The organism is Burkholderia sp. Ac-20379 (genome assembly GCF_017104645.1).
In the GTDB taxonomy this organism is placed as follows: Bacteria; Pseudomonadota; Gammaproteobacteria; order Burkholderiales; family Burkholderiaceae; genus Burkholderia.
Genome location: NZ_JAAGPF010000128.1, coordinates 1 through 19,684, shown reverse-complemented (window position 1 = coordinate 19,684; position 19,684 = coordinate 1). Strand labels below are relative to the sequence as shown.

Annotated in this window: 16 protein-coding genes and 1 pseudogene; 8 read left to right on the top strand and 9 right to left on the bottom strand. The window is 68.0% G+C overall.

Annotated features, from left to right (window positions below):
• The coding region (locus G3N92_RS17770) for a DUF1853 family protein (RefSeq protein WP_206128848.1) at nt 1-297 on the top strand (297 nt) is incomplete at its 5' end.
• A 41-nt stretch (nt 298-338) separates the two neighbouring features.
• On the opposite strand, the gene thiD is transcribed toward G3N92_RS17770, so the two are convergent.
• Complete coding sequence (gene thiD / locus G3N92_RS17765; RefSeq protein ID WP_206128847.1) at nt 339-1,151, bottom strand: bifunctional hydroxymethylpyrimidine kinase/phosphomethylpyrimidine kinase; 813 nt, start codon at nt 1,149-1,151, stop codon at nt 339-341.
• Nucleotides 1,152-1,239: 88 nt separating this feature from the next.
• Nucleotides 1,240-2,547: a lysophospholipid transporter LplT gene (gene lplT / locus G3N92_RS17760; RefSeq protein ID WP_206128846.1), complete on the bottom strand. Its 1,308-nt coding sequence runs from the start codon at nt 2,545-2,547 to the stop codon at nt 1,240-1,242.
• A gap of 211 nt (nt 2,548-2,758) precedes the next feature.
• Here lplT and alr point away from each other — a divergent pair, with 211 nt between their 5' ends.
• The 3 genes from alr to G3N92_RS17745 all read left to right on the top strand — a co-directional run bounded on the left by alr (nt 2,759) and on the right by G3N92_RS17745 (nt 5,610).
• Nucleotides 2,759-3,829: an alanine racemase gene (gene alr / locus G3N92_RS17755; RefSeq protein WP_206128845.1), complete on the top strand. Its 1,071-nt coding sequence runs from the start codon at nt 2,759-2,761 to the stop codon at nt 3,827-3,829.
• 10 nt (nt 3,830-3,839) lie between these two features.
• The gene (gene radA, locus G3N92_RS17750) at nt 3,840-5,216 is read left to right on the top strand and encodes a DNA repair protein RadA (protein WP_206128844.1); all 1,377 of its coding nucleotides are present in this window, start codon (nt 3,840-3,842) and stop codon (nt 5,214-5,216) included.
• 130 nt (nt 5,217-5,346) lie between these two features.
• Complete coding sequence (locus G3N92_RS17745; protein WP_206128843.1) at nt 5,347-5,610, top strand: DUF2866 domain-containing protein; 264 nt, start codon at nt 5,347-5,349, stop codon at nt 5,608-5,610.
• A 26-nt stretch (nt 5,611-5,636) separates the two neighbouring features.
• Here the strand turns inward: G3N92_RS17745 and G3N92_RS17740 are convergent, their stop codons facing one another.
• Nucleotides 5,637-7,571 (bottom strand): ATP-binding cassette domain-containing protein, encoded by a 1,935-nt coding sequence (locus tag G3N92_RS17740; RefSeq protein ID WP_206128842.1) that lies wholly within the window; start codon nt 7,569-7,571, stop codon nt 5,637-5,639.
• A 161-nt stretch (nt 7,572-7,732) separates the two neighbouring features.
• Between G3N92_RS17740 and G3N92_RS17735 the strand changes: the two genes are divergently transcribed.
• Nucleotides 7,733-8,218, top strand: a complete 486-nt coding sequence (locus G3N92_RS17735; protein WP_206128841.1) for a glutathione peroxidase — start codon at nt 7,733-7,735, stop codon at nt 8,216-8,218.
• Nucleotides 8,219-8,234: 16 nt separating this feature from the next.
• Here the strand turns inward: G3N92_RS17735 and cls are convergent, their stop codons facing one another.
• The 6 genes from cls to dapC form a co-directional block, all read right to left on the bottom strand.
• Nucleotides 8,235-9,674 (bottom strand): cardiolipin synthase, encoded by a 1,440-nt coding sequence (cls, locus tag G3N92_RS17730; RefSeq protein ID WP_206128840.1) that lies wholly within the window; start codon nt 9,672-9,674, stop codon nt 8,235-8,237.
• A 187-nt stretch (nt 9,675-9,861) separates the two neighbouring features.
• Entirely contained in the window at nt 9,862-10,791 is a 930-nt protein-coding gene (gene prmB, locus G3N92_RS17725; protein ID WP_206128839.1) for a 50S ribosomal protein L3 N(5)-glutamine methyltransferase, read from the bottom strand.
• A gap of 16 nt (nt 10,792-10,807) precedes the next feature.
• Nucleotides 10,808-11,947: a succinyl-diaminopimelate desuccinylase gene (gene dapE, locus G3N92_RS17720; RefSeq protein ID WP_206128838.1), complete on the bottom strand. Its 1,140-nt coding sequence runs from the start codon at nt 11,945-11,947 to the stop codon at nt 10,808-10,810.
• Between the two features lie 118 nt (nt 11,948-12,065).
• Nucleotides 12,066-12,422: an arsenate reductase gene (locus tag G3N92_RS17715; RefSeq protein ID WP_206128837.1), complete on the bottom strand. Its 357-nt coding sequence runs from the start codon at nt 12,420-12,422 to the stop codon at nt 12,066-12,068.
• The gene (gene dapD, locus G3N92_RS17710; protein ID WP_206128836.1) at nt 12,422-13,249 is read right to left on the bottom strand and encodes a 2,3,4,5-tetrahydropyridine-2,6-dicarboxylate N-succinyltransferase; all 828 of its coding nucleotides are present in this window, start codon (nt 13,247-13,249) and stop codon (nt 12,422-12,424) included. Before dapD ends, G3N92_RS17715 begins: the two co-directional genes overlap by 1 nt.
• Before the next feature lie 58 nt (nt 13,250-13,307).
• Nucleotides 13,308-14,525: a succinyldiaminopimelate transaminase gene (gene dapC / locus G3N92_RS17705; protein WP_206128835.1), complete on the bottom strand. Its 1,218-nt coding sequence runs from the start codon at nt 14,523-14,525 to the stop codon at nt 13,308-13,310.
• A 290-nt stretch (nt 14,526-14,815) separates the two neighbouring features.
• Between dapC and G3N92_RS17700 the strand changes: the two genes are divergently transcribed.
• From G3N92_RS17700 to G3N92_RS17690, 3 genes and pseudogenes are all read left to right on the top strand, one after another.
• A complete protein-coding gene (locus G3N92_RS17700) occupies nt 14,816-15,748 on the top strand; it encodes a DMT family transporter (RefSeq protein ID WP_206128834.1) in 933 nt (310 codons plus the stop codon).
• A 127-nt stretch (nt 15,749-15,875) separates the two neighbouring features.
• Nucleotides 15,876-19,394 (top strand): chromosome segregation protein SMC, encoded by a 3,519-nt coding sequence (smc, locus tag G3N92_RS17695; RefSeq protein ID WP_206128833.1) that lies wholly within the window; start codon nt 15,876-15,878, stop codon nt 19,392-19,394.
• A 56-nt stretch (nt 19,395-19,450) separates the two neighbouring features.
• Nucleotides 19,451-19,684, top strand: a pseudogene (locus tag G3N92_RS17690) (cell division protein FtsZ); the annotation flags it as partial.

Here is a 19,684-nt window from a genome sequence, read left to right as displayed (position 1 = left end):
TTCTGGGCCACGCGCGGCGATTGGCCGGCGCTCGCGGCGCGCGAGCCGGCCGGCACGCGCTGGGTGGTGTTGCCGAGGCTTGCGTGGCTCGCGCCGCGGCGGCTCGAAGCGGGCGATCCGCTGGAGCCGGTCGAGGCGTCGGCGCTGTTCGACGCCGTGGCGGCGCGCGACGCGCCGTCGCTGGTCGCGGCGTTGGCGCCGGGCGAACACGGCGTCTGGCACGAAACGCGCCGCGGCTTCATCGTCGACGAGGGCTGGCCGCAACGCGCCGAGGCGTTCGCGCAGCTCGCGCGCTGACGCTCGATCGTTCCGGCCGGGCGCTCGCCCGGCTTATTCGCTTACCACCACCGATGGAAATGATGGACCGGCCCGACGCCGTGGCCCACGCTCAGTTGCGTGCTCGCGGCGATCGCGTCGGCCAGATAGTGCTTGGCGTCGCTCACCGCGCCGGCCAGATCGTCGCGTTGCGGCCGCAGCGCCGCGATCGCGGCCGACAGCGTGCAGCCGGTGCCGTGCGTATGCGCGACCGGAATCCGCGCGCCGTCGAGGCGCCGTTCGTCGCCGGGGCGAATCAGCCAGTCGGGGCTGCGGGCCGCGTCGGGCAGGTGGCCGCCCTTCATCAGCACGGCTTTCGCGCCGCGAGCGACGAGCGCGCGGCCCTGCTCGATCATCTGCGCTTCGTCGGCGGCTTCGGCGCAGCCGAGCAGCGCGGCGGCCTCGGGCAGGTTCGGCGTGACGAGATCGGCGAGCGGCAGCAGCGTGTCGCGCAGCGCGGCCACCGCCTCGGGTGCGAGCAGCGCATGGCGGCTTTTCGAGATCATGACCGTGTCGAGCACGACGAACGAGGGCGCATGGCGCACCAGCGCGTCGGCCACCGCGCCGACGATGCCGGCATTGGCCAGCATGCCGATCTTGACGGCGTCGATGCGGATGTCGTCGAACACGGCGTCGAGCTGGGCCGTCACGAACCCGGCGTCGGGCGCATGCACGGCCGTGACGCCGCGCGTGTTCTGCGCGGTCAGCGCCGTGACGACGCTCGCGCCGTAGGCGCCGAGTGCGGAAAAGGCCTTGAGGTCGGCCTGGATGCCTGCGCCGCCGCCGGAATCGGAGCCGGCGATGGTCAGGGCGTTCGGAATGGGCGAGCGGGTCATCGCGAGGATGCCGGCCGGGCAGGCCGGCTGCAGGAAGCAGGATCGGACGGCGCGGCGGGCGGCGCCGCGCCGGAGGAACGGCGGTGGATCAGTGGCGCGATTCGCCGATCAGCGCGACCGAATCGAATTGCCGCTGATTGGCGATATGGCGGCGCATCACGAGCCACATGGTCAGGCACACGAAGGTGCCGAACAGCACGATCACGACGCCCACCGGCACGTCGAGCCACACCAGCATCGCGTAGAGGCACAGCATCACGAGCACCGACAGGTTCTCGTTGAAGTTCTGCACCGCGATCGAATGGCCGGCCGACAGCAGGACGTGGCCGCGATGCTGGAGCAGCGCGTTCATCGGCACCACGAAGAAGCCGGACAGCGCGCCCACGATCATCAGGAAGATATAGGCGACCACGAGATAGCCGGGAACGCGGAAGCTGCCGAGGTGCAGCACCCAGTGATGCGGCAGCAGGTCGCGCGTGTAGAACGCCATCATCATGACGGCCAGGCCCATGACGATGCCGACCGGCAGCACCTTCAGCGATTTCTTGAGCGGGATCTTGCTGGCGGCCGCCATCGCGCCGCCGGCCACGCCGAGCGCCACCACCGCCTGCAGGATCGCGCCTTCCGAGAGCGACATGCCGAGCGACACTTCGGCCCACTTCAGCACGATGAACTGCAGCGTCGCGCCGGCGCCCCAGAACAGCGTGGTGACGGCCAGCGAGATCTGGCCGAGCTTGTCGTGCCAGAGCACGTTGAAGCATTCGGCGAAATCGGTGATGAGGCGGACCACCCCGTGCTGCTGTTTGGGATAGCGCGCGCCGGTGTCGGGAATCCGCAGGTTGAACAGCGCGGCCACCACGTAGATCGCCATGATCACGAGCATCGCGGCTTCGGCCGGGGTGTTGATGGCGGCGGGCGTGTAGGCGATCACGTGCGCGGCGATGTGCGGGCTGATCAGCGCGCCGCCGAGCACCGTGCCGAGAATGATCGAACCGACCGTGGTGCCCTCGATCCAGCCATTGGCCGCGACCAGCCGGTCAGGCGGCAGCAGCTCGGTCAGGATGCCGTACTTGGCGGGCGAGTAGGCCGCCGCGCCGAAACCGACGATGCCGTAGGCGATCAGCGGATGCGCGCCCATCAACATGATCAGACAACCGACCACCTTGATCGAATTCGTGATGAACATCACGCGGCCCTTCGGCCGCGAATCGGCGAACGCGCCGACGAAGGCGGCCAGAACGACGTACGACAGGACGAAAAACAGCTTGAGCAGCGGAATCATCCAGTTCGGCGCATGCAGATCTTTCAGCAGAGCGATGGCGGCGATGAGAAGCGCACTGTCGGCCAGCGACGAGAAAAACTGCGCGGCCATGATGGAGTAAAAACCTTTTTTCATCTGAAGCGATGCTTTCCTCGCTGCGGCTCGGCCGCAGGGGCCGTGCATTCGGACTATCCCGTGCAAAATAGGTTGTGCGCACGGCTTTATATCACGAAAATACGTCAAATCCGACTAGCAAGAATCCCCGATCGTTCCGGGTTCGTCACGGCACGGCGCCCACGAGGTGCGGTAAGCTGCTGATTCGCCTGCGTGTTTATGAAATTTCCTTATGCCGCGCCCGATTTCCGCCACGATTCACACTGCTGCACTTGTTAACAATCTAGCGGCAGCGCGCCGCTTCGCCCCGCGTTCCAAGGTGTGGGCGGTCGTCAAGGCCAATGCCTACGGGCATGGCCTCGCGCGCGTGTTTCCGGGGCTGCGCGGCACCGACGGGTTCGGCCTGCTCGACCTCGAAGAAGCGGTGCGGCTGCGCGAACTGGGCTGGGCGGGGCCGATCCTGCTGCTCGAGGGCTTTTTCCGCTCCACCGACGTGGACGTGATCGACCGTTACAGCCTGACCACCACGGTGCATAACGACGATCAGCTGCGGATGCTCGAAACGGCGCGGCTGTCCAAGCCCGTCAACATCCAGTTGAAGATGAACAGCGGCATGAACCGTCTCGGCTACGGCCCGGCGAAATACCGCGCGGCCTGGGAGCGGGCGCGCACCTGCCCCGGCATCGGCCAGATCACGCTGATGACCCATTTCGCGGACGCCGACGGCGAGCGCGGCGTGGCCGACCAGATGGCCGCGTTCTCGCGCGGCGCGGAAGGCATCGCCGGTGCGCGCAGCCTGGCCAATTCGGCCGCCGTGATGTGGCATCCCGATACCCATTTCGATTGGATCCGGCCCGGCATCCTGCTCTACGGCGCATCGCCGTCGGGCCGCGCGGCGGATATCGTCGACGCAGGTCTGCAACCGGCCATGACGCTCGCCTCGCAACTGATCGCGGTGCAGAACATCGCGCAGGGGCAGGCGGTGGGCTACGGCGGCGCATTCGTCGCGCCCGCGCCGATGCGCATCGGCGTGGTGGCCTGCGGCTATGCGGACGGCTATCCGCGCATCGCGCCCGAGGGCACGCCGATCGTGGTGGACGGCGTGCTGACCCGGATCGTCGGCCGCGTCTCGATGGACATGATCACGGTCGATCTCACGCCGGTGCCCGGCGCCGGGATCGGCGCGCGCGTCGAGCTGTGGGGCGAGACCTTGCCGATCGACGACGTCGCCGCGCACTGTTCCACGGTCGGTTACGAGCTGATGTGCGCCATCGCACCGCGCGTGCCCGTTCGAGCGGAATAAGGGCGCATCCGTGGCGAAACAGAAAACCGTCTATATCTGCACCGAATGCGGCGGGCAGTCGCCGAAATGGGCGGGCCAGTGCCCGTCCTGCCATGCGTGGAACACGCTGGTCGAATCGGCGCCCGAATCGCCGTCCACGCATCGGTTCCAGGCGCTTGCCAAGAGCGCGCCGGTGCAGCGGCTGGCCGACATCGACGCGGCCGACGTGCCGCGCTTCTCCACCGGCATCGGCGAATTCGATCGCGTGCTTGGCGGCGGCCTGGTGGCCGGCGGCGTGGTGCTGATCGGCGGCGATCCCGGCATCGGCAAATCCACGCTGCTGCTGCAATCGCTGGCGCAACTGGCCAGCGAACGCCGCGCGCTCTATATCAGCGGCGAGGAATCGGCCGCCCAGATCGCGCTGCGCGCGCAGCGGCTGGCGTTGCTCGATCACGGCGGCGACGCGGCCGATCTGAAGCTGCTCGCGGAAATCCAGCTCGAAAAGATCCAGGCGACGATCGACGCCGAGCGGCCCGACGTGGCCGTCATCGATTCGATCCAGACGGTCTATTCGGAAGCGCTGACCTCGGCGCCCGGCTCGGTCGCGCAGGTGCGCGAATGCGCGGCGCAGCTCACGCGCATCGCCAAGCAATCCGGCACCGCGATCATCATGGTCGGCCACGTCACGAAGGAAGGGGCGCTCGCTGGGCCGCGCGTGCTCGAGCACATCGTCGATACCGTCCTGTACTTCGAGGGCGATACCCATTCGGCCTACCGGCTGGTGCGCGCGTTCAAGAACCGCTTCGGCGCGGTCAACGAACTGGGCGTGTTCGCGATGACCGAGCGCGGCCTGCGCGGCGTGTCGAATCCGTCGGCGCTGTTCCTGTCGCAGCACGAAGAGGTGGTGCCCGGCTCGTGCGTGCTGGTCACGCAGGAGGGCTCGCGGCCGCTGCTGGTCGAGGTGCAGGCGCTGGTCGACACGGCCAACGTGCCGAATCCGCGCCGGCTCGCGGTGGGCCTCGAACAGAACCGGCTCGCCATGCTGCTGGCCGTGCTGCACCGTCATGCCGGCATCGCCTGCTTCGATCAGGACGTGTTCCTGAACGCGGTGGGGGGCGTCAAGATTACCGAACCGGCCGCCGACCTCGCGGTGCTGCTGGCGATCCATTCGTCGATGCGTAACAAAGCGTTGCCGAAAGGGCTGGTGGTGTTCGGGGAAGTGGGGCTGGCCGGCGAGATCCGGCCGTCGCCGCGCGGTCAGGAGCGGCTGCGCGAGGCGGCCAAGCTCGGTTTCACCACCGCGCTGATTCCCAAGGCCAATGCGCCCAAGCAGCCGATCGAGGGGCTCACCGTGATGGCGGTCGAGCGCATCGAGCAGGCGATCGATCGCGTGCGCGGCCTCGAATGAGGGCCAAGTTGGCCCGGTTGCACCGTAACTCCATGTAACGTTTCAAGGCGCGGCTGTAACTCGTCGCGCGGCGGTTTTCCCCTATGCTTGGCCGCAATGCGTCCCGCAGGTGTGAAAGGAAGGTCCCGCCTTGAAACAAGTCCAGCAAATCGTCGATCAGCGCCTCTACAATCTGCGCGGCTGCCGTGTTTCGGAGCCGATCCGGCCGCCGTTCGGCGGTGGCTGCCGGATCGTCGAGTGGGTCGATGACGAGGGGCGGATCGCGCGGCGCGTGGTGGCCGAGCATGTGACCGAAGCCGAGGTGGTGGAAACCATGCGCCGGCCGCTCGACGGGCGCCGTTATCTGATGCACGACGACGAGCAGATGCCGCGCGAGACGCTGCCGCGGCGCTGAACGGCCGCCGCGCTCGCCGATGCGCATCAGCCGATCTGTTCGAGCTGCTCCTGCAGATCGAGCCAGTCGATTTCGAGCGCTTCGAGCTTGGCGTTGACGTCGCCGAGCCTGCGGATCGCCTCCGTCAACTCGGTTTTCTTCTCGGCCGCATAGCTGCCCGAATCCGCCACGAAGGCGTCGAGCTGCGCCTTGTCGGCATTCAGCTTTTCCATCTCCTTCTCGATCTTCGCGACCTTCGCCTGCAGCGGCTTCTTGACCTGCGACAGGCGCTGCCGCGTTTCCGCTTCCTGACGTTTCTGATCCTTGCGGTTCGCCGCGCCGGCGCCGCTGTCGGCCGCCGCCGCGGCATCGCCGCGTGCGGCTGCGCGTTGTTCGGCGGCGTGTTGCAGGAGCCAGTCGCGATAGTCGTCGAGATCGCCGTCGAACGGCTGGATGCGATGCTTGGCAACCAGCATGAACTCGTCGGTGGTGGCGCGCAGCAGGTGCCGGTCGTGCGAGACGACGATCAGCGTGCCGTCGAACTGGGCGAGCGCCATCGTGAGCGCGTCGCGCGTTTCGAGGTCGAGGTGGTTGGTCGGTTCGTCGAGCAGCAGCAGGTTCGGCTTGAGCCAGATGATCAGCGCCAGCGCGAGCCGTGCCTTTTCGCCGCCCGAGAACGGTGCGATCGGCGACGAGGCCATGTCGCCCGAGAAGTTGAACCCGCCGAGGAAATCGCGCAGTTCCTGCTCGCGGGTGTCGGGCGCGAGGCGCGCCAGATGTGCGAGCGGCGAATCGTCGGGGCGCAGCGTTTCGAGCTGATGCTGGGCGAAATAGCCGATCGTCAGGCCCTTGCCGCCGCGCACGCCGCCGGCGAGCGGTTCGAGCGTGCCGGCCAGCGTCTTGATCAGCGTGGATTTGCCCTGGCCGTTGGCGCCGAGCAGGCCGATGCGCTGGCCGTTCTGGATCGACAGCGCGACGCGCTCGACGATCGGCAGCGCCGCGCCGTCCTCGCCGCGATAGCCGCACACCACGTCTTCCATCACGAGCATCGGGTTCGGTGCGGAATCGGGCGTGCGGAATTCGAAGCTGAACGCCGACGCGGCCTGCGTGGGCGCGAGCCGTTCCATCTTCTCCAGCGCCTTGACGCGGCTTTGCGCCTGCTTGGCCTTGGTGGCCTTGGCCTTGAAGCGATTGATGAAGCTCTGCAGGTGCTCGATGGTTTTCTGCTGCTTTTCGTAGGCGCTCTGCTGCAGCGCCATCTGCTGCGCGCGCAGCACTTCGAACTGCGAATAGTTGCCGCCGTAGCGCTTCACCTGGCGCGCTTCGAGATGCAGCGTGACGTTGCAGATCGCATCGAGGAATTCGCGATCGTGCGAGATCACGACGAGCGTGCCGGTGTAGCGGTGCAGCCAATCCTCGAGCCAGACGATCGCGTCGAGATCCAGGTGGTTGGTCGGTTCGTCGAGCAGCAGCAGGTCGGAACGGCACATCAGCGCCTGCGCGAGGTTCAGCCGCATGCGCCAGCCGCCCGAGAAATTCGCCACGCTTTCGCGCGTTTGCGCGAGCGTGAAGCCGAGCCCGAGCAGCAGCGCCTCGGCACGCGCCGGGGCCGTGTAGCCGTCGGCATCGGCGAACGCCACGTGCGCTTCCGCCTCGGCCGAGCCGTCGTGCGCGGCGGCGGCCGCGGCGATGCGCGCCTCGATGCGGCGCAGCACGGCGTCGCCGTCGAGCGTGTAATCGAGCGCGGTGCGATCGACGGCCGGGGTTTCCTGCGAGACGTGGGCGATCTGCCACGACGGCGGCATCGAAAAATCGCCGCCGTCGGCGTGCAAGTCGCCACGCAGCACCGAAAACAGCGTGGATTTGCCCGCGCCGTTCGCGCCGACGAGGCCGGCCTTTTCACCGGGGTTGAGCGCGAAGGTGGCGCCCTCGAACAGCGGCTTGGTGCCGCGCGCGAGACTGAACTGGTTGAAACGGATCACGACGGAAAGGGCAAGGGGAAACCGCCATTTTAAACCGGCGGCCCGGTGCGGGGCACTGTCCGTTCGGTCGACTCACGCGCCGCGGCGGTTTCGCATAGACTGCCGCGGTGGCATGCTGCATGCCAGAACCGATCCGCCGAACCTGTTTCCGGGAGAATCCAATGCCGACCGATACCGTTTATTCATTCACCGCGAAGGCGCTCGACGGTAGCGACGTGTCGCTCGGCGATTACCGCGACAAGGTGCTGCTGATCGTCAATACCGCGAGCGAATGCGGATTCACGCCGCAGTACGCGGGCCTGCAGGAGCTGTACACGCGCTACGGCAGCCGTGGCCTGGCCGTGCTCGGGTTTCCGTGCAACCAGTTCGGCAAGCAGGAGCCGGGCGATGCCGCGCAGATCGGCGCGTTCTGCGAGCAGCGTTTCGGCGTGAGTTTTCCGCTGTTCGAGAAGGTCGATGTCAAGGGCGACCAGGCCCATCCGCTGTTTCGCTGGCTGACCGACGAGGCGCCGGGCGTGCTGGGCCTGAAGGCGATCAAGTGGAATTTCACGAAATTCCTGATCGGCCGCGATGGCAAGGTGGTCAAGCGCTATGCGCCCACCACCAAGCCGGCGGACGTGGCGGCCGACATCGAGGCGCTGCTCTGAACCACGGGGGCGACGGTCAGAGGATCGGTGCGAACAGCCGGGCGACGTGCATCACCACGCGCCGCCACGCGCCCGCACGGTCGAGGTCGCTGAGTTCGACTTCGTCGGCCAGCGCGAAATCCTGTTCGAGCATGGCGTCGACATCCGCGGCGAAGCTGGCGTCGACCGTCAACACCATGATCTCGAAATTCAGGCGGAACGAGCGGTTGTCGAGGTTCGCACTGCCGATGGCGGCCGCCGCGTCGTCGATCAGCACCACCTTCTGGTGCAGGAAGCCGGGCCGGTAGCGGAAGATCCGCACGCCGGCGTCCACCAGATCGCGTGCATACAGTTTCGAGGCCTCGAACACCACATAGTGGTCGCGCCGGCTCGGAATCAGGATCCGCACGTCCACGCCGCGCATCACGGCCAGCTTCAGGGCCGAGATCACGGCCTCGTCGGGCACCAGATAGGGCGTGGTGATCCATACGCGCTCGCGCGCCGCGTGGATCGCCTCGACGAAGAACAACGAGCCGGTTTCCTGCTTGTCGGCCGGGCCCATCGGCACGACCAGGCAATGCATGTCCTCGTCGCCCACGGGCGGTTGCGCGGGGGCGCTCGCCGGCAGCGATTGCGTGGCCCAGTGCCAATCCTCGGCGAACACATACTGCACGTTGGCCACCACCGGCCCGCGCAGTTCGATGTGCGTGTCGCGCCACGGCGAGAGTTTCGGGTTGCCGCCGAGGTATTCCACGCCCACGTTGTGGCCGCCCACGAACGCGCGCTCGCCGTCCACCACCACGATCTTGCGGTGGTTGCGGAAGTTGAGCTGGAAACGATTCACGAAACGCTTGTTGGTGGCGAACGTATGCACGTCCACGCCGCCCGCGCGCAAGGCGTTCACGTAGCTGTGCGGCAGGTCGAAGCTGCCGATGCTGTCGTACAGCAGGTAGCAGCGCACGCCGCGCGCGGCGCAGGCCAGCAGCGCGTCGCGCAGCATCTGGCCGAGCGCATCGTCGCGCACGATGAAGAACTGCACGATCGCGTAGTGGCGCGCGCCCTCGATCGCCGACAGGATCGCCGAAAACGTGGCTTCGCCGTTCACCAGCAGCCGCACGGCGTTGCCGCCCACGAACGGCATTCCGCCGAGTTGCGTCAGCGCGCGCACCGGCGAGGCGCCGAGCGTGTCGCTGGGCACGCCGAGCGAGCTGCCGTGCGTGTCCCAGCTTGCCGGGCGCGAGCGCGTGCGCAGCGCGGCCGTTTCGGTGCGGCGCGCATCCACGTAGCCCGAGAACTTGCTGCGGCCGAGGAACAGGTAGGGAATCAGCGTGAGATAGGGCATCGCCGTCAGCGAAACCGCCCAGGCGATCGCGCCCTGCGAGGTGCGGGTGTTGAGGATCGCGTGGCACGCGGCGATCAGCCCGAGGATATGGGCGAGCGCGACGAGGGTGCCGAGATGAAGCCAGTCGAGATGCATCGTTGCGTGAGGTTCCGGGCGGTTCGTGGCGGAAGCGGCGTCGGGCGGCCGGCGCGTGAAACGCCGGGCCGCTTGCCGCATCTTAGCGAACCGCGCGGCTCGATGCACAACGGAGGGCCGGATCCGCGCATGTGGCGGCGAACCCGGCCGGATTCGCGGCGGTTTTCACCGCCGCTTCAGCGCACGCTCAGGCCGAGTAGGGCAGGTCGGCGGCGTGGATCAGGAACACGCTGTCGTCGCCGGCGCTGGTCGGCAGCCAGATCAGGTCGAGCCCGCCGAACGCCGCTTCGACGTTGTGTCGCTCGTTGCCGATTTCGACCACGAGCACGCCGTCGTCCTTGAGCCATTTCTTCGCGTCGCGCAGCAGGCGGCGCACGATGTCCATGCCGTCCTCGCCGCCGGCCAGCGCCATTTCGGGCTCGTGGCGGTATTCGTCGGGCAGCGCGGCCATCGATTCGGCGTTCACGTACGGCGGATTGCTGAGGATCACGTCGTAGCGCAGGTCGGGATTGTCGAGGCGCTCGGTCGGCAGCGGCGCGTAAAGATCGCCGTGATGCAGCGCGATGCGGTGGTCGAGGCCGTAGTCGGTCACATTGATCTCGGCCACTTCGAGCGCGTCGTCGGACAGATCCACCGCGTCGATGTCGGCGTTCGGGAACGCTTCGGCGGCCAGGATCGCGAGGCAGCCCGAGCCGGTGCACAGTTCGAGCACCGCGCCCACGTGTTCCGGGTCGGCCACGTACGGTTGCAGCCCGTCGTCGAGCAACTCGCCGATGAACGAGCGCGGCACGATCACGCGTTCGTCGACATAGAAGCGGTGGCCGTGCATCCACGCCTCGTTGGTCAGGTAGGCGGCCGGCAGCCGTTCGGTGGCGCGCCGCTCGACGCGTTGCAGCACCGCGTCGATTTCGTCGGGCAGCAGGCGCGCGTCGAGGAACGGTTCGAGCGTGTCGATCGGCAGGTGCAGCGTATGCAGCACCAGGTAGACCGCCTCGTCGTAGGCGTTGTCCGAGCCATGGCCGAACGACAGTTGTTCGGCCGAGAAGCGCGACACCGCATGGCGGATCAGGTCGCGGATCGTCTTGAAGGTGGTGGCGGGCGTGGCGGAAGAGGTCATGGCAGGCTCCGTTGCGTCAGGCGATCAGTTGTTCGAGCACGCGGCGGTAGACGTTCTTCAGCGGGTCGATGAAGCGCAGCTCGATATGCTCGTCGATCTTGTGGATCGAACCGTTGGGCGGGCCGAATTCGATGACCTGCGGGCAGATGCGCGCGATGAAGCGGCCGTCCGAGGTGCCGCCGGTGGTCGACAGTTCGGTGGCGAGGCCGGTTTCGTCGCGGATCGCGTTTTCGAGCGCCGTGGACAATTCGCCGCGCGGCGTCAGGAACGGATGGCCGCTGATCGACCACTTCAGTTCGTACTCGAAGCCGTGCTTGTCGAGGATCGCATGGACGCGCGACTGCAGGCCTTCGACCGTGCTGGCCGTCGAGAAGCGGAAGTTGAACAGCAGCGTGACGTGGCCCGGGATCACGTTGGTCGCGCCGGTGCCGCCGTGCAGGTTCGACACCTGCCAGGTGGTGGGCGGGAAGTATTCGTTGCCGTCGTCCCAGCGCTCGGCGGCCAGTTCCGCGAGCGCGGGCGCGAGCAGGTGGATCGGATTCTTCGCGAGGTGCGGGTAGGCGATATGGCCCTGCACGCCCTTCACGACGAGTTCGCCCGACATCGAGCCGCGCCGGCCGTTCTTGACCACGTCGCCGAGCAGCGTGGTGGAGGTCGGTTCGCCGACGATGCAGTAGTCGAGCCGTTCGCCGCGTGCGTTCAGCGCCTCGCACACCTTGACGGTGCCGTCGGTTGCCGGGCCTTCCTCGTCGCTCGTGATCAGCATCGCGATCGAGCCGCGATGGCCCGGGTGGGCGGCCACGAATTCCTCGCTCGCCACCACGAAGCCGGCCAGCGACGTCTTCATGTCGGCGGCGCCGCGGCCGTACAGCTTGCCGTCGCGATGGGCCGGGATGAACGGCGGCGACGTCCACTGTTCGAGCGGGCCGGTGGGCACCACATCGGTGTGGCCCGCGAACGCGAGCAGCTTGCCGTCGCGGCCGTCGGCGCCGCGCTTGACGGCCCACAGGTTCGTCACGCCGTTCGAGGCGATCGTCTCGCACGCGAAGCCGATCGCCGAGAGGCGCTCGATCATGATCTGCTGGCAGTGCTGATCGTCGGGCGTCACGGACGGGCGCGCGATCAGTTGTTCGGTAAGGGCAAGGGTGGCGGACATGGTTCGGACCACTTTCGATGAAAAATGCCGGCGCGACGGCCGGCAGGTCAGGGTGGTGCGCCGGCCCGGCCGAAACCGGGGCGGCGCGCCGTTCGCGCGAAGCGTCTCGCGCGCGGGGTCAGGCCGCGAACAGCGCCGCGTATTGATCGGACACGAAGCCGACCGATTTGACGCGGCCGTCGACGACCAGCACCGGACGCTTGATGACGGAGGGTTTCTCCAGCATCAGCGCGATCGCGCCGGCTTCGCTGTCGGCCGAGGCCTTGACGTCGTCGGGCAGCCCGCGCCAGGTGGTGCCGCGGCGGTTGACGAGCACGTCCAGCGGCACGTCCTTCAACCAGCCCTTCACGATGGCGGCGGTGAGGCCGGCCTTCTTGAAATCGTGGAAGTCGAACGCCACACCGTGCTCGTCGAGCCACACGCGCGCTTTCTTCACGGTGTCGCAGTTCGGGATGCCGTAGACGACGGTGGACATCAGTCGCCTCGCAGCAGTTCGTTCAGACCGACCTTGGCGCGCGTCTTGGCGTCGACCTTCTTGACAATCACGGCGCAGTACAGGCTGTGCGAGCCGTCCTTCGACGGCAGGTTGCCCGCCACCACGACCGAGCCGGCCGGGATGCGGCCGTAGCTGATTTCGCCGGTTTCGCGATCGTAGATCTTGGTGCTCTGGCCCAGGTACACGCCCATCGAGATCACCGAGTTTTCCTCGACGATCACGCCTTCGACCACTTCCGAGCGCGCGCCGATGAAGCAGTTGTCTTCGATGATGACCGGGTTGGCCTGCAGCGGCTCCAGCACGCCGCCGATGCCCACGCCGCCCGACAGGTGGACGTTCTTGCCGATCTGCGCGCACGAACCGACCGTCGCCCAGGTGTCGACCATCGTGCCTTCGTCGACGTAGGCGCCGATGTTGGTGTACGACGGCATCAGCACGACGTTCTTCGCGATGAACGAGCCGCGGCGCGCGACGGCCGGCGGCACCACGCGGAAGCCGCCCGCGGCGAAATCTTCGGCCGTGTAGTTCGCGAACTTCGACGGCACCTTGTCGTAGAACTGCGAGAAGCCGCCAGCCGGCATCGGCGCGTTGTCTTCCAGGCGGAACGACAGCAGCACGGCCTTCTTCAGCCATTGATGGACGATCCAGTCGCCGTTCTGCTTTTCGGCGACGCGCAGGGCGCCCTTGTCGAGCTGCTCGATCGCGTGCGCGACGGCTTCGCGGACTTCGGCGGGGGCGGCCTTCGGCGACAGTTCGGCGCGGTTTTCCCACGCGGTATCGATGATTTGCTGAAGTTGTTGCGACATGTTGGTTGCTTCGCTGGAAGTGGGAAGAAGGATGAAAACGGGAGCGGGCCGGGCGGGCTCAGGCGGCGAGGCCGCGGCAGAAATCGACGATGCGCTGCGCGCCCTCGACGCATTCGGCCACGCCGGCCACGAGCGCGATCCGCACGAAATCGCGGCCCGGATTCGTGCCGTGCGCATCGCGCGCGAGGTACGAGCCGGGCAGAACCGTCACATTATAGTCGGCGTACAGGCGGCGGGCGAACTCGGTGTCGGACAGGCCGGTGCGCGCCACGTTGGCCCACAGGTAGAACGCGGCGTCCGGCAGCGCGACGTCGAGCACCTCGGCCAGCATCGGCGTGACGGTGTTGAACTTCTGCGCGTACAGCGTGCGGTTTTCGCGCACGTGCGCCTCGTCGCCCCAGGCCACGATGCTGGCTTTCTGCCAGACCGGCGAGAGCGCCGCGCCGTGATAGGTGCGGTACAGCAGGAAGCGCTTGAGGATCGCCGCATCGCCGGCCACGAAGCCCGAACGCATGCCCGGTACGTTCGAACGCTTGGACAGGCTCGACAGCATCACGAGCCGATCGAAGCCGCGCCCGAGGCGGCGCGCCGCGTCGAGGCCGCCGAGCGGCGGGTTCGCTTCGTCGAAATAGATTTCCGAATAGCACTCGTCGGAGGCGATCACGAAGCCGTGGCGGTCGGACAGCGCGAACAGCTCGCGCCAGTCGTCGAGCGTCAGCACGGCGCCGGTCGGGTTGCCGGGCGAGCAGACGAACAGCAACTGGGTGCGCGCCCAGACGTCTTCCGGCACCTGCGAATAGTCGGGCGCGAAGTTGCGCGCCGGATCGCTGTTGACGAAATAGGGTTCGGCACCGGCCAGCAACGCCGCGCCTTCGTAGATTTGATAGAACGGATTCGGACAGAGTACGATCGCGTTCTTGCCGTCGGCGCGCGGCGTGGCGTCGAGCACGGCCTGCGCCAGCGAGAACAGCGCCTCGCGCGAGCCCGACACGGGCAGCACTTCGCTGGCCGCATCGATCGCCGCCAGGCCGTAGCGCTGCTCGACCCAGCGCGCGATCGCGGCGCGCAGCGCGTCCGAGCCTGCCGTCGCCGGATACGAGGCCAGCCCGTCCAGCGAATTGGCCACCGCGTCGCGGATCAGCACCGGCGTCGGATGTTTCGGCTCGCCGATGCCGAAGCTGATCGGTGCGAGCGCGTCGGACGGTTTGACGTCCTTGAACAGTGCGCGGAGCTTTTCGAACGGGTAGGGCTGGAGCGTGTCGAGTCGTGGATTCACGGGCTTGGGGCGTCGGGGCGGTTGAGGTCCGTCGGGCGGGACCGGATCGGATCGGCTGCGGCGGCGCGGCGGCCGGAGGCGCCGCAGGTGCGCACCCGGTGCGCGCCGCGAGCCGCCGATTATAGCGTGCCGCCCGCCAGGGGCGGGAGCGCGGCTTGCCGGACGGGCTGCGGCGCGCATCGTGAACGGCGCAGGAACACGGCGAAAACAGGGCATGAACGGCTGGCGAGCAGCCGCCGAAACGGCGAGCACGCCGTCATGCATCGACAGGAACTATCGGACATACGGACATGATGGGCAATCAACGTACGGCGCTGCCGACGCTGGCGATTCTGGTGGGGGCCTCGGTCTGGGGGCTGATCTGGTATCCGCTGCGGATCGTGGCCGGGCTCGGCCTGACGGGCACCGCGGCCAGCGCGCTGACGAGCCTGTGCGCATGCGGATTCGTCGTGATCTGGCGCCGCCGTTCGTTGCGCACGCTGCGCTGGCATTGGGCGCTGCCGGCGCTCGGCGTGGCGGCCGGCGTGACCAACCTCGGCTTCGTGTGGGGCACGATCCACGGCGAAGTGCTGCGCGTGATGCTGCTGTTCTATCTGACCCCGGCCTGGACCGCGATCTACGCCCATTTCCTGCTGCGCGACCGGCTCAGTTGGGCCGGCGCCGGCGTGGCGGCGCTGTCGATCGCCGGCGCGATGCTGATGCTGTGGTCGCCGCGCCTCGGGCTGCCGCTGCCGTCGAATCCGGCCGAATGGGCCGGACTCGCCGCGGGCCTCGCGTTCGCGATGAGCAACGTGCTGGTGGTGCGGCTCTCGCGCGATCTGCCCGATCTGAAGCCCGAAATGCGCACGGCCACGCTGTTCGCGGGCGGCGCGGCGTTCGGCATCGTGGCCAGCTTCGCCGAAGGCCTGCCCGCCGTGCCCGCGCCGCATGCGCTGGGGCTGGCGCTGCTGATCGCGGCCGCGATCGGCGTGACGATGGCGCTCAACAACCTGCTGGTGCAATACGGGCTGTCGCGCGTGCCGGCCAACCGGGCCTCGGTCATCATGCTGTTCGAAATCGTCGTGACGGCGCTGTCGGCCTGGGCGTTCGCCGGCGAATTGCCCGGGGCGCGCGAGTGGGCGGGCGGTGCCTGCATCATCGTCGCCTCGCTGCTGTCGAGCCGCGTCCACAAGGCCTCGGCCCCGGACCCGGATCCCCGGGACGACGCCCCCGCGATGGTATGATGGTTCCGCTTCACGGGGCCGGCCGCGCGACGGTCCGGTCCCGTTGTCCGAATTTCGGGACGGGTGGCGCCTGCAGTGCGCCGCCGGTTGCCGTCCGTTTCAATCCCTATTCCATACCGATACCGACGTGCGACTGAGCTCGATCAAACTCGCAGGCTTCAAATCCTTCGTCGATCCCACGCATTTCCAGGTTCCGGGCCAGCTCGTCGGCGTGGTCGGCCCGAACGGTTGCGGCAAATCCAACATCATCGATGCCGTGCGCTGGGTGCTCGGCGAATCGCGCGCCTCCGAGCTGCGCGGCGAATCGATGCAGGACGTGATCTTCAACGGCTCCACCACGCGCAAGCCCGGCAGCCGGGCCAGCGTCGAGCTGATCTTCGATAACTCCGACGGCCGCGCGGCCGGCCAGTGGGGCCAGTACGGCGAAATCGCCGTCAAGCGCGTGCTGACGCGCGACGGCACCTCCAGCTACTACATCAACAACCTGCCGGCGCGCCGCCGCGACATCCAGGACATCTTCCTCGGCACCGGCCTCGGCCCGCGCGCCTACGCGATCATCGGGCAGGGCATGATCGCGCGGATCATCGAGGCGAAGCCCGAAGAGCTGCGCGTGTTCCTGGAAGAAGCCGCCGGCGTGTCGAAGTACAAGGAGCGCCGCCGCGAAACCGAGAACCGCCTGCACGACACGCGCGAGAACCTGACGCGCGTCGAGGACATCGTCCGCGAACTCGGCGCGAACCTCGAAAAGCTCGAGGCGCAGGCCGTGGTCGCCACGCGCTACAAGGCACTGCTCGCCGACGGCGAGGAAAAGCAGCGCCTGCTGTGGCTGCTGCGCAAGAGCGAAGCGCAGGGCGAGCAGCAGAAGCAGCAGCGCGCGATCGAACAGGCGCAGATCGACCTCGAAGCGCAAACGGCCAAGCTGCGCGAGGTCGAGGCGCAGCTCGAAACGCTGCGCGTCGCCAACTATGCGGCCAGCGATGCGATGCAGGGCGCGCAGGGTGCGCTCTACGAGGCCAACGCCGAAGTCAGCCGGCTCGAAGCCGAGATCAAGTTCATCGTCGAATCGCGCAATCGCGTGCAGGCGCAGATCGCCGCGCTGACGGCGCAGCGCGAGCAATGGCAGGCGCAAACGCAGAAGGCCCAGGACGACCTGGAGGAAGCCGAGGAAGCGCGCGCGATGGCCGACGAGAAGGCCGCGATGGCCGAGGACGACGCGGCTGCCAAGCACGATGCGCTGCCCGCGCTCGAAGCGCGCTGGCGCGACGCGCAGGCCCAGCTCAACGACGAGCGCGGCCGCATCTCGCAAACGGAGCAGGCGCTCAAGCTGGAGGCCGCGCACCAGCGCAACGCCGACCAGCAACTGATGCAGCTGCAGCAGCGCCACGAGCGCCTGAAATCCGAGGCCGGCGGCCTCGACGCGCCCGACGAGGCGCAGCTCGAGGAACTGCGCATGCAGCTCGCCGAGCAGGAAGAGGTGCTGCACGAAGCGCAGGCGCGCCTGAGCGACGCGCAGGAAACGCTGCCGCGTCTCGACGCCGAACGCCGCGCCGCGCAGGAGCGCGTGCAGTCCGAAAGCGCGCAGATCCACCAGCTCGAAGCGCGCCTGGCCGCGCTCAAGCAGCTTCAGGAAAACGTCCAGACCGAAGGCAAGATCCAGCCGTGGCTCGACAAGCACGAGCTCGGCGCGCTGCCGCGTCTCTGGAAGAAGCTGCACGTCGAACCGGGCTGGGAAAACGCGCTCGAGGCGGTGCTGCGCGAGCGCCTCGCCGCGCTCGAAATCTCGAATCTCGACTGGGTCAAGGCGTTCGCGACCGACGCGCCGCCGGCCAAGCTCGCGTTCTTTTCGCCGCCCGCCGCCGGCGAGCCGCTCGCGGCGCCGGCCGGCTTGCGCCCGGTGCTGTCGCTGCTGCGCATCGACGATGCGGGCCTGCGCGCCGTGCTCAACGATTGGCTCGGCACGGTGTATGTCGCCGACGACATCGGCCAGGCGCTCGCCACGCGTGCGCAACTGCCGGCAGGCGGCGCGTACGTGGTCAAGGCCGGTCATATCGTGACGCGTGCCGGCGTGCAGTTGTACGCCGCCGATTCCGAGCAGGCCGGGATGCTGGCGCGCCAGCAGGAAATCGAGAATCTCGGCCGCCAGGTGCGCGCCCAGGCGCTGCTGGCCGACGAGGCCAAGACGGCGGCGGTGCGCGCCGATGCGGCGCATACGCAGGCCGCGCAGGCGCTCGGCGACGTGCGCGCGCAGGCCGAACGCGCCACCCAGCGCGTCCACGCCTTGCAGATGGACGTGCTGAAGCTCGCGCAGGCGCACGAGCGTTATACGCAGCGCAGCACGCAGATCCGCGAGGAACTCGAGGAAATCGGCGCGCAGATCGAGGAGCAGCGCGCGCTGCGCGCGGAATCCGAAGCGAACTTCGAGCGCTACGACGGCGAACTGGCCGAATTGCAGGCGAAGTTCGAGGACAATCAGCTCGCGTTCGAGGCGCTCGACGCGTCGCTGTCCGACGCCCGTCAGCACGCGCGCGATCTCGAGCGCGCGGCCAACGATGCCCGCTTCGCCGCGCGCAACTCGGCGAACCGCATCGACGAGCTCAAGCGCACGATCCAGGTCGCGCACGACCAGATCGAACGCGTGGCCGGCTCGCTGGAAGACGCCCGCGCCGAACTCGAAACCATCAACGAGCAGACGGCCCACACGGGGTTGCAGGACGCGCTCGATATCCGCTCGGTCAAGGAGCAGGCGCTGTCGGCCGCGCGTATCGAGCTCGACGACCTGACCGCCAAGCTGCGCGCCGCCGACGAGCAGCGCCTGGTTGCCGAGCGCTCGCTGCAGCCGCTGCGCGACCGCATCACCGAGCTGCAGTTGAAGGAGCAGGCCGCGCGCCTGTCGTCCGAGCAGTTCGGCGAGCAACTGGCCGAGGCCGGCGTGGACGAAGCCGCGCTGCTGCCGAAGCTCACGCCCGATCTGAAACCGTCCTATCTGCAGGGCGAGGTCACGCGCATCAACAACGCGATCACGGCGCTCGGCCCGGTCAACATGGCGGCGCTCGAGGAACTGGCGGCCGCGAGCGAGCGCAAGGTGTTCCTCGACGCGCAATCGGCCGACCTGCTGGCGGCGATCACGACGCTGGAAGACGCGATCCACAAGATCGACCAGGAAACGCGCACGCTGCTGCAAGGCACGTTCGACGAGGTCAATCACCACTTCAGCGATCTGTTCCCGAGGCTGTTCGGCGGCGGCCAGGCCAAGCTGATCATGACCGGCGACGAAATTCTCGACGCCGGCGTGCAGGTGATGGCGCAGCCGCCGGGCAAGAAGAACGCGACGATTCACCTGCTGTCGGGCGGCGAGAAGGCGCTGACCGCCACCGCGCTGGTGTTCGCGATGTTCCAGCTCAATCCGGCGCCGTTCTGTCTGCTCGACGAAGTCGATGCGCCGCTCGACGACGCCAACACCGAGCGCTTCGCGAACCTGGTGCGTGCGATGTCCGACAAAACGCAGTTCCTGTTCATCTCGCACAACAAGATCGCGATGGAAATGGCGCAGCAACTGATCGGCGTGACGATGCAGGAGCAGGGCGTGTCGCGGATCGTGGCCGTCGACATGGAAACCGCGGCCGGTTTTGCCCAGAATATTGGTTGATCGCGCGCGCCGCCTCGCCGTGGCGCGCCGGAAAAAGAATTCCTGATGGAGCATGCATGGACGAGTTGACACTCGGGTTGGTAGGCGCAGGCGTGGTGGTGGTCGCCGGCATGGCGACGTACAACGCGCTGCAGGCCGCGAAAGTGCGCCGCAAGATGCCGCGGCCGATGCCGTCTGAAGCGGCCGATACGCTGGCGCGCCAGGAGCGCGACGACGACGCGCCGTTCATCGAACCGGTGCGTCAGCCGTCGGCGCGCCGCGACACGGCGCCGGCCGCACCCGCCGCGGCG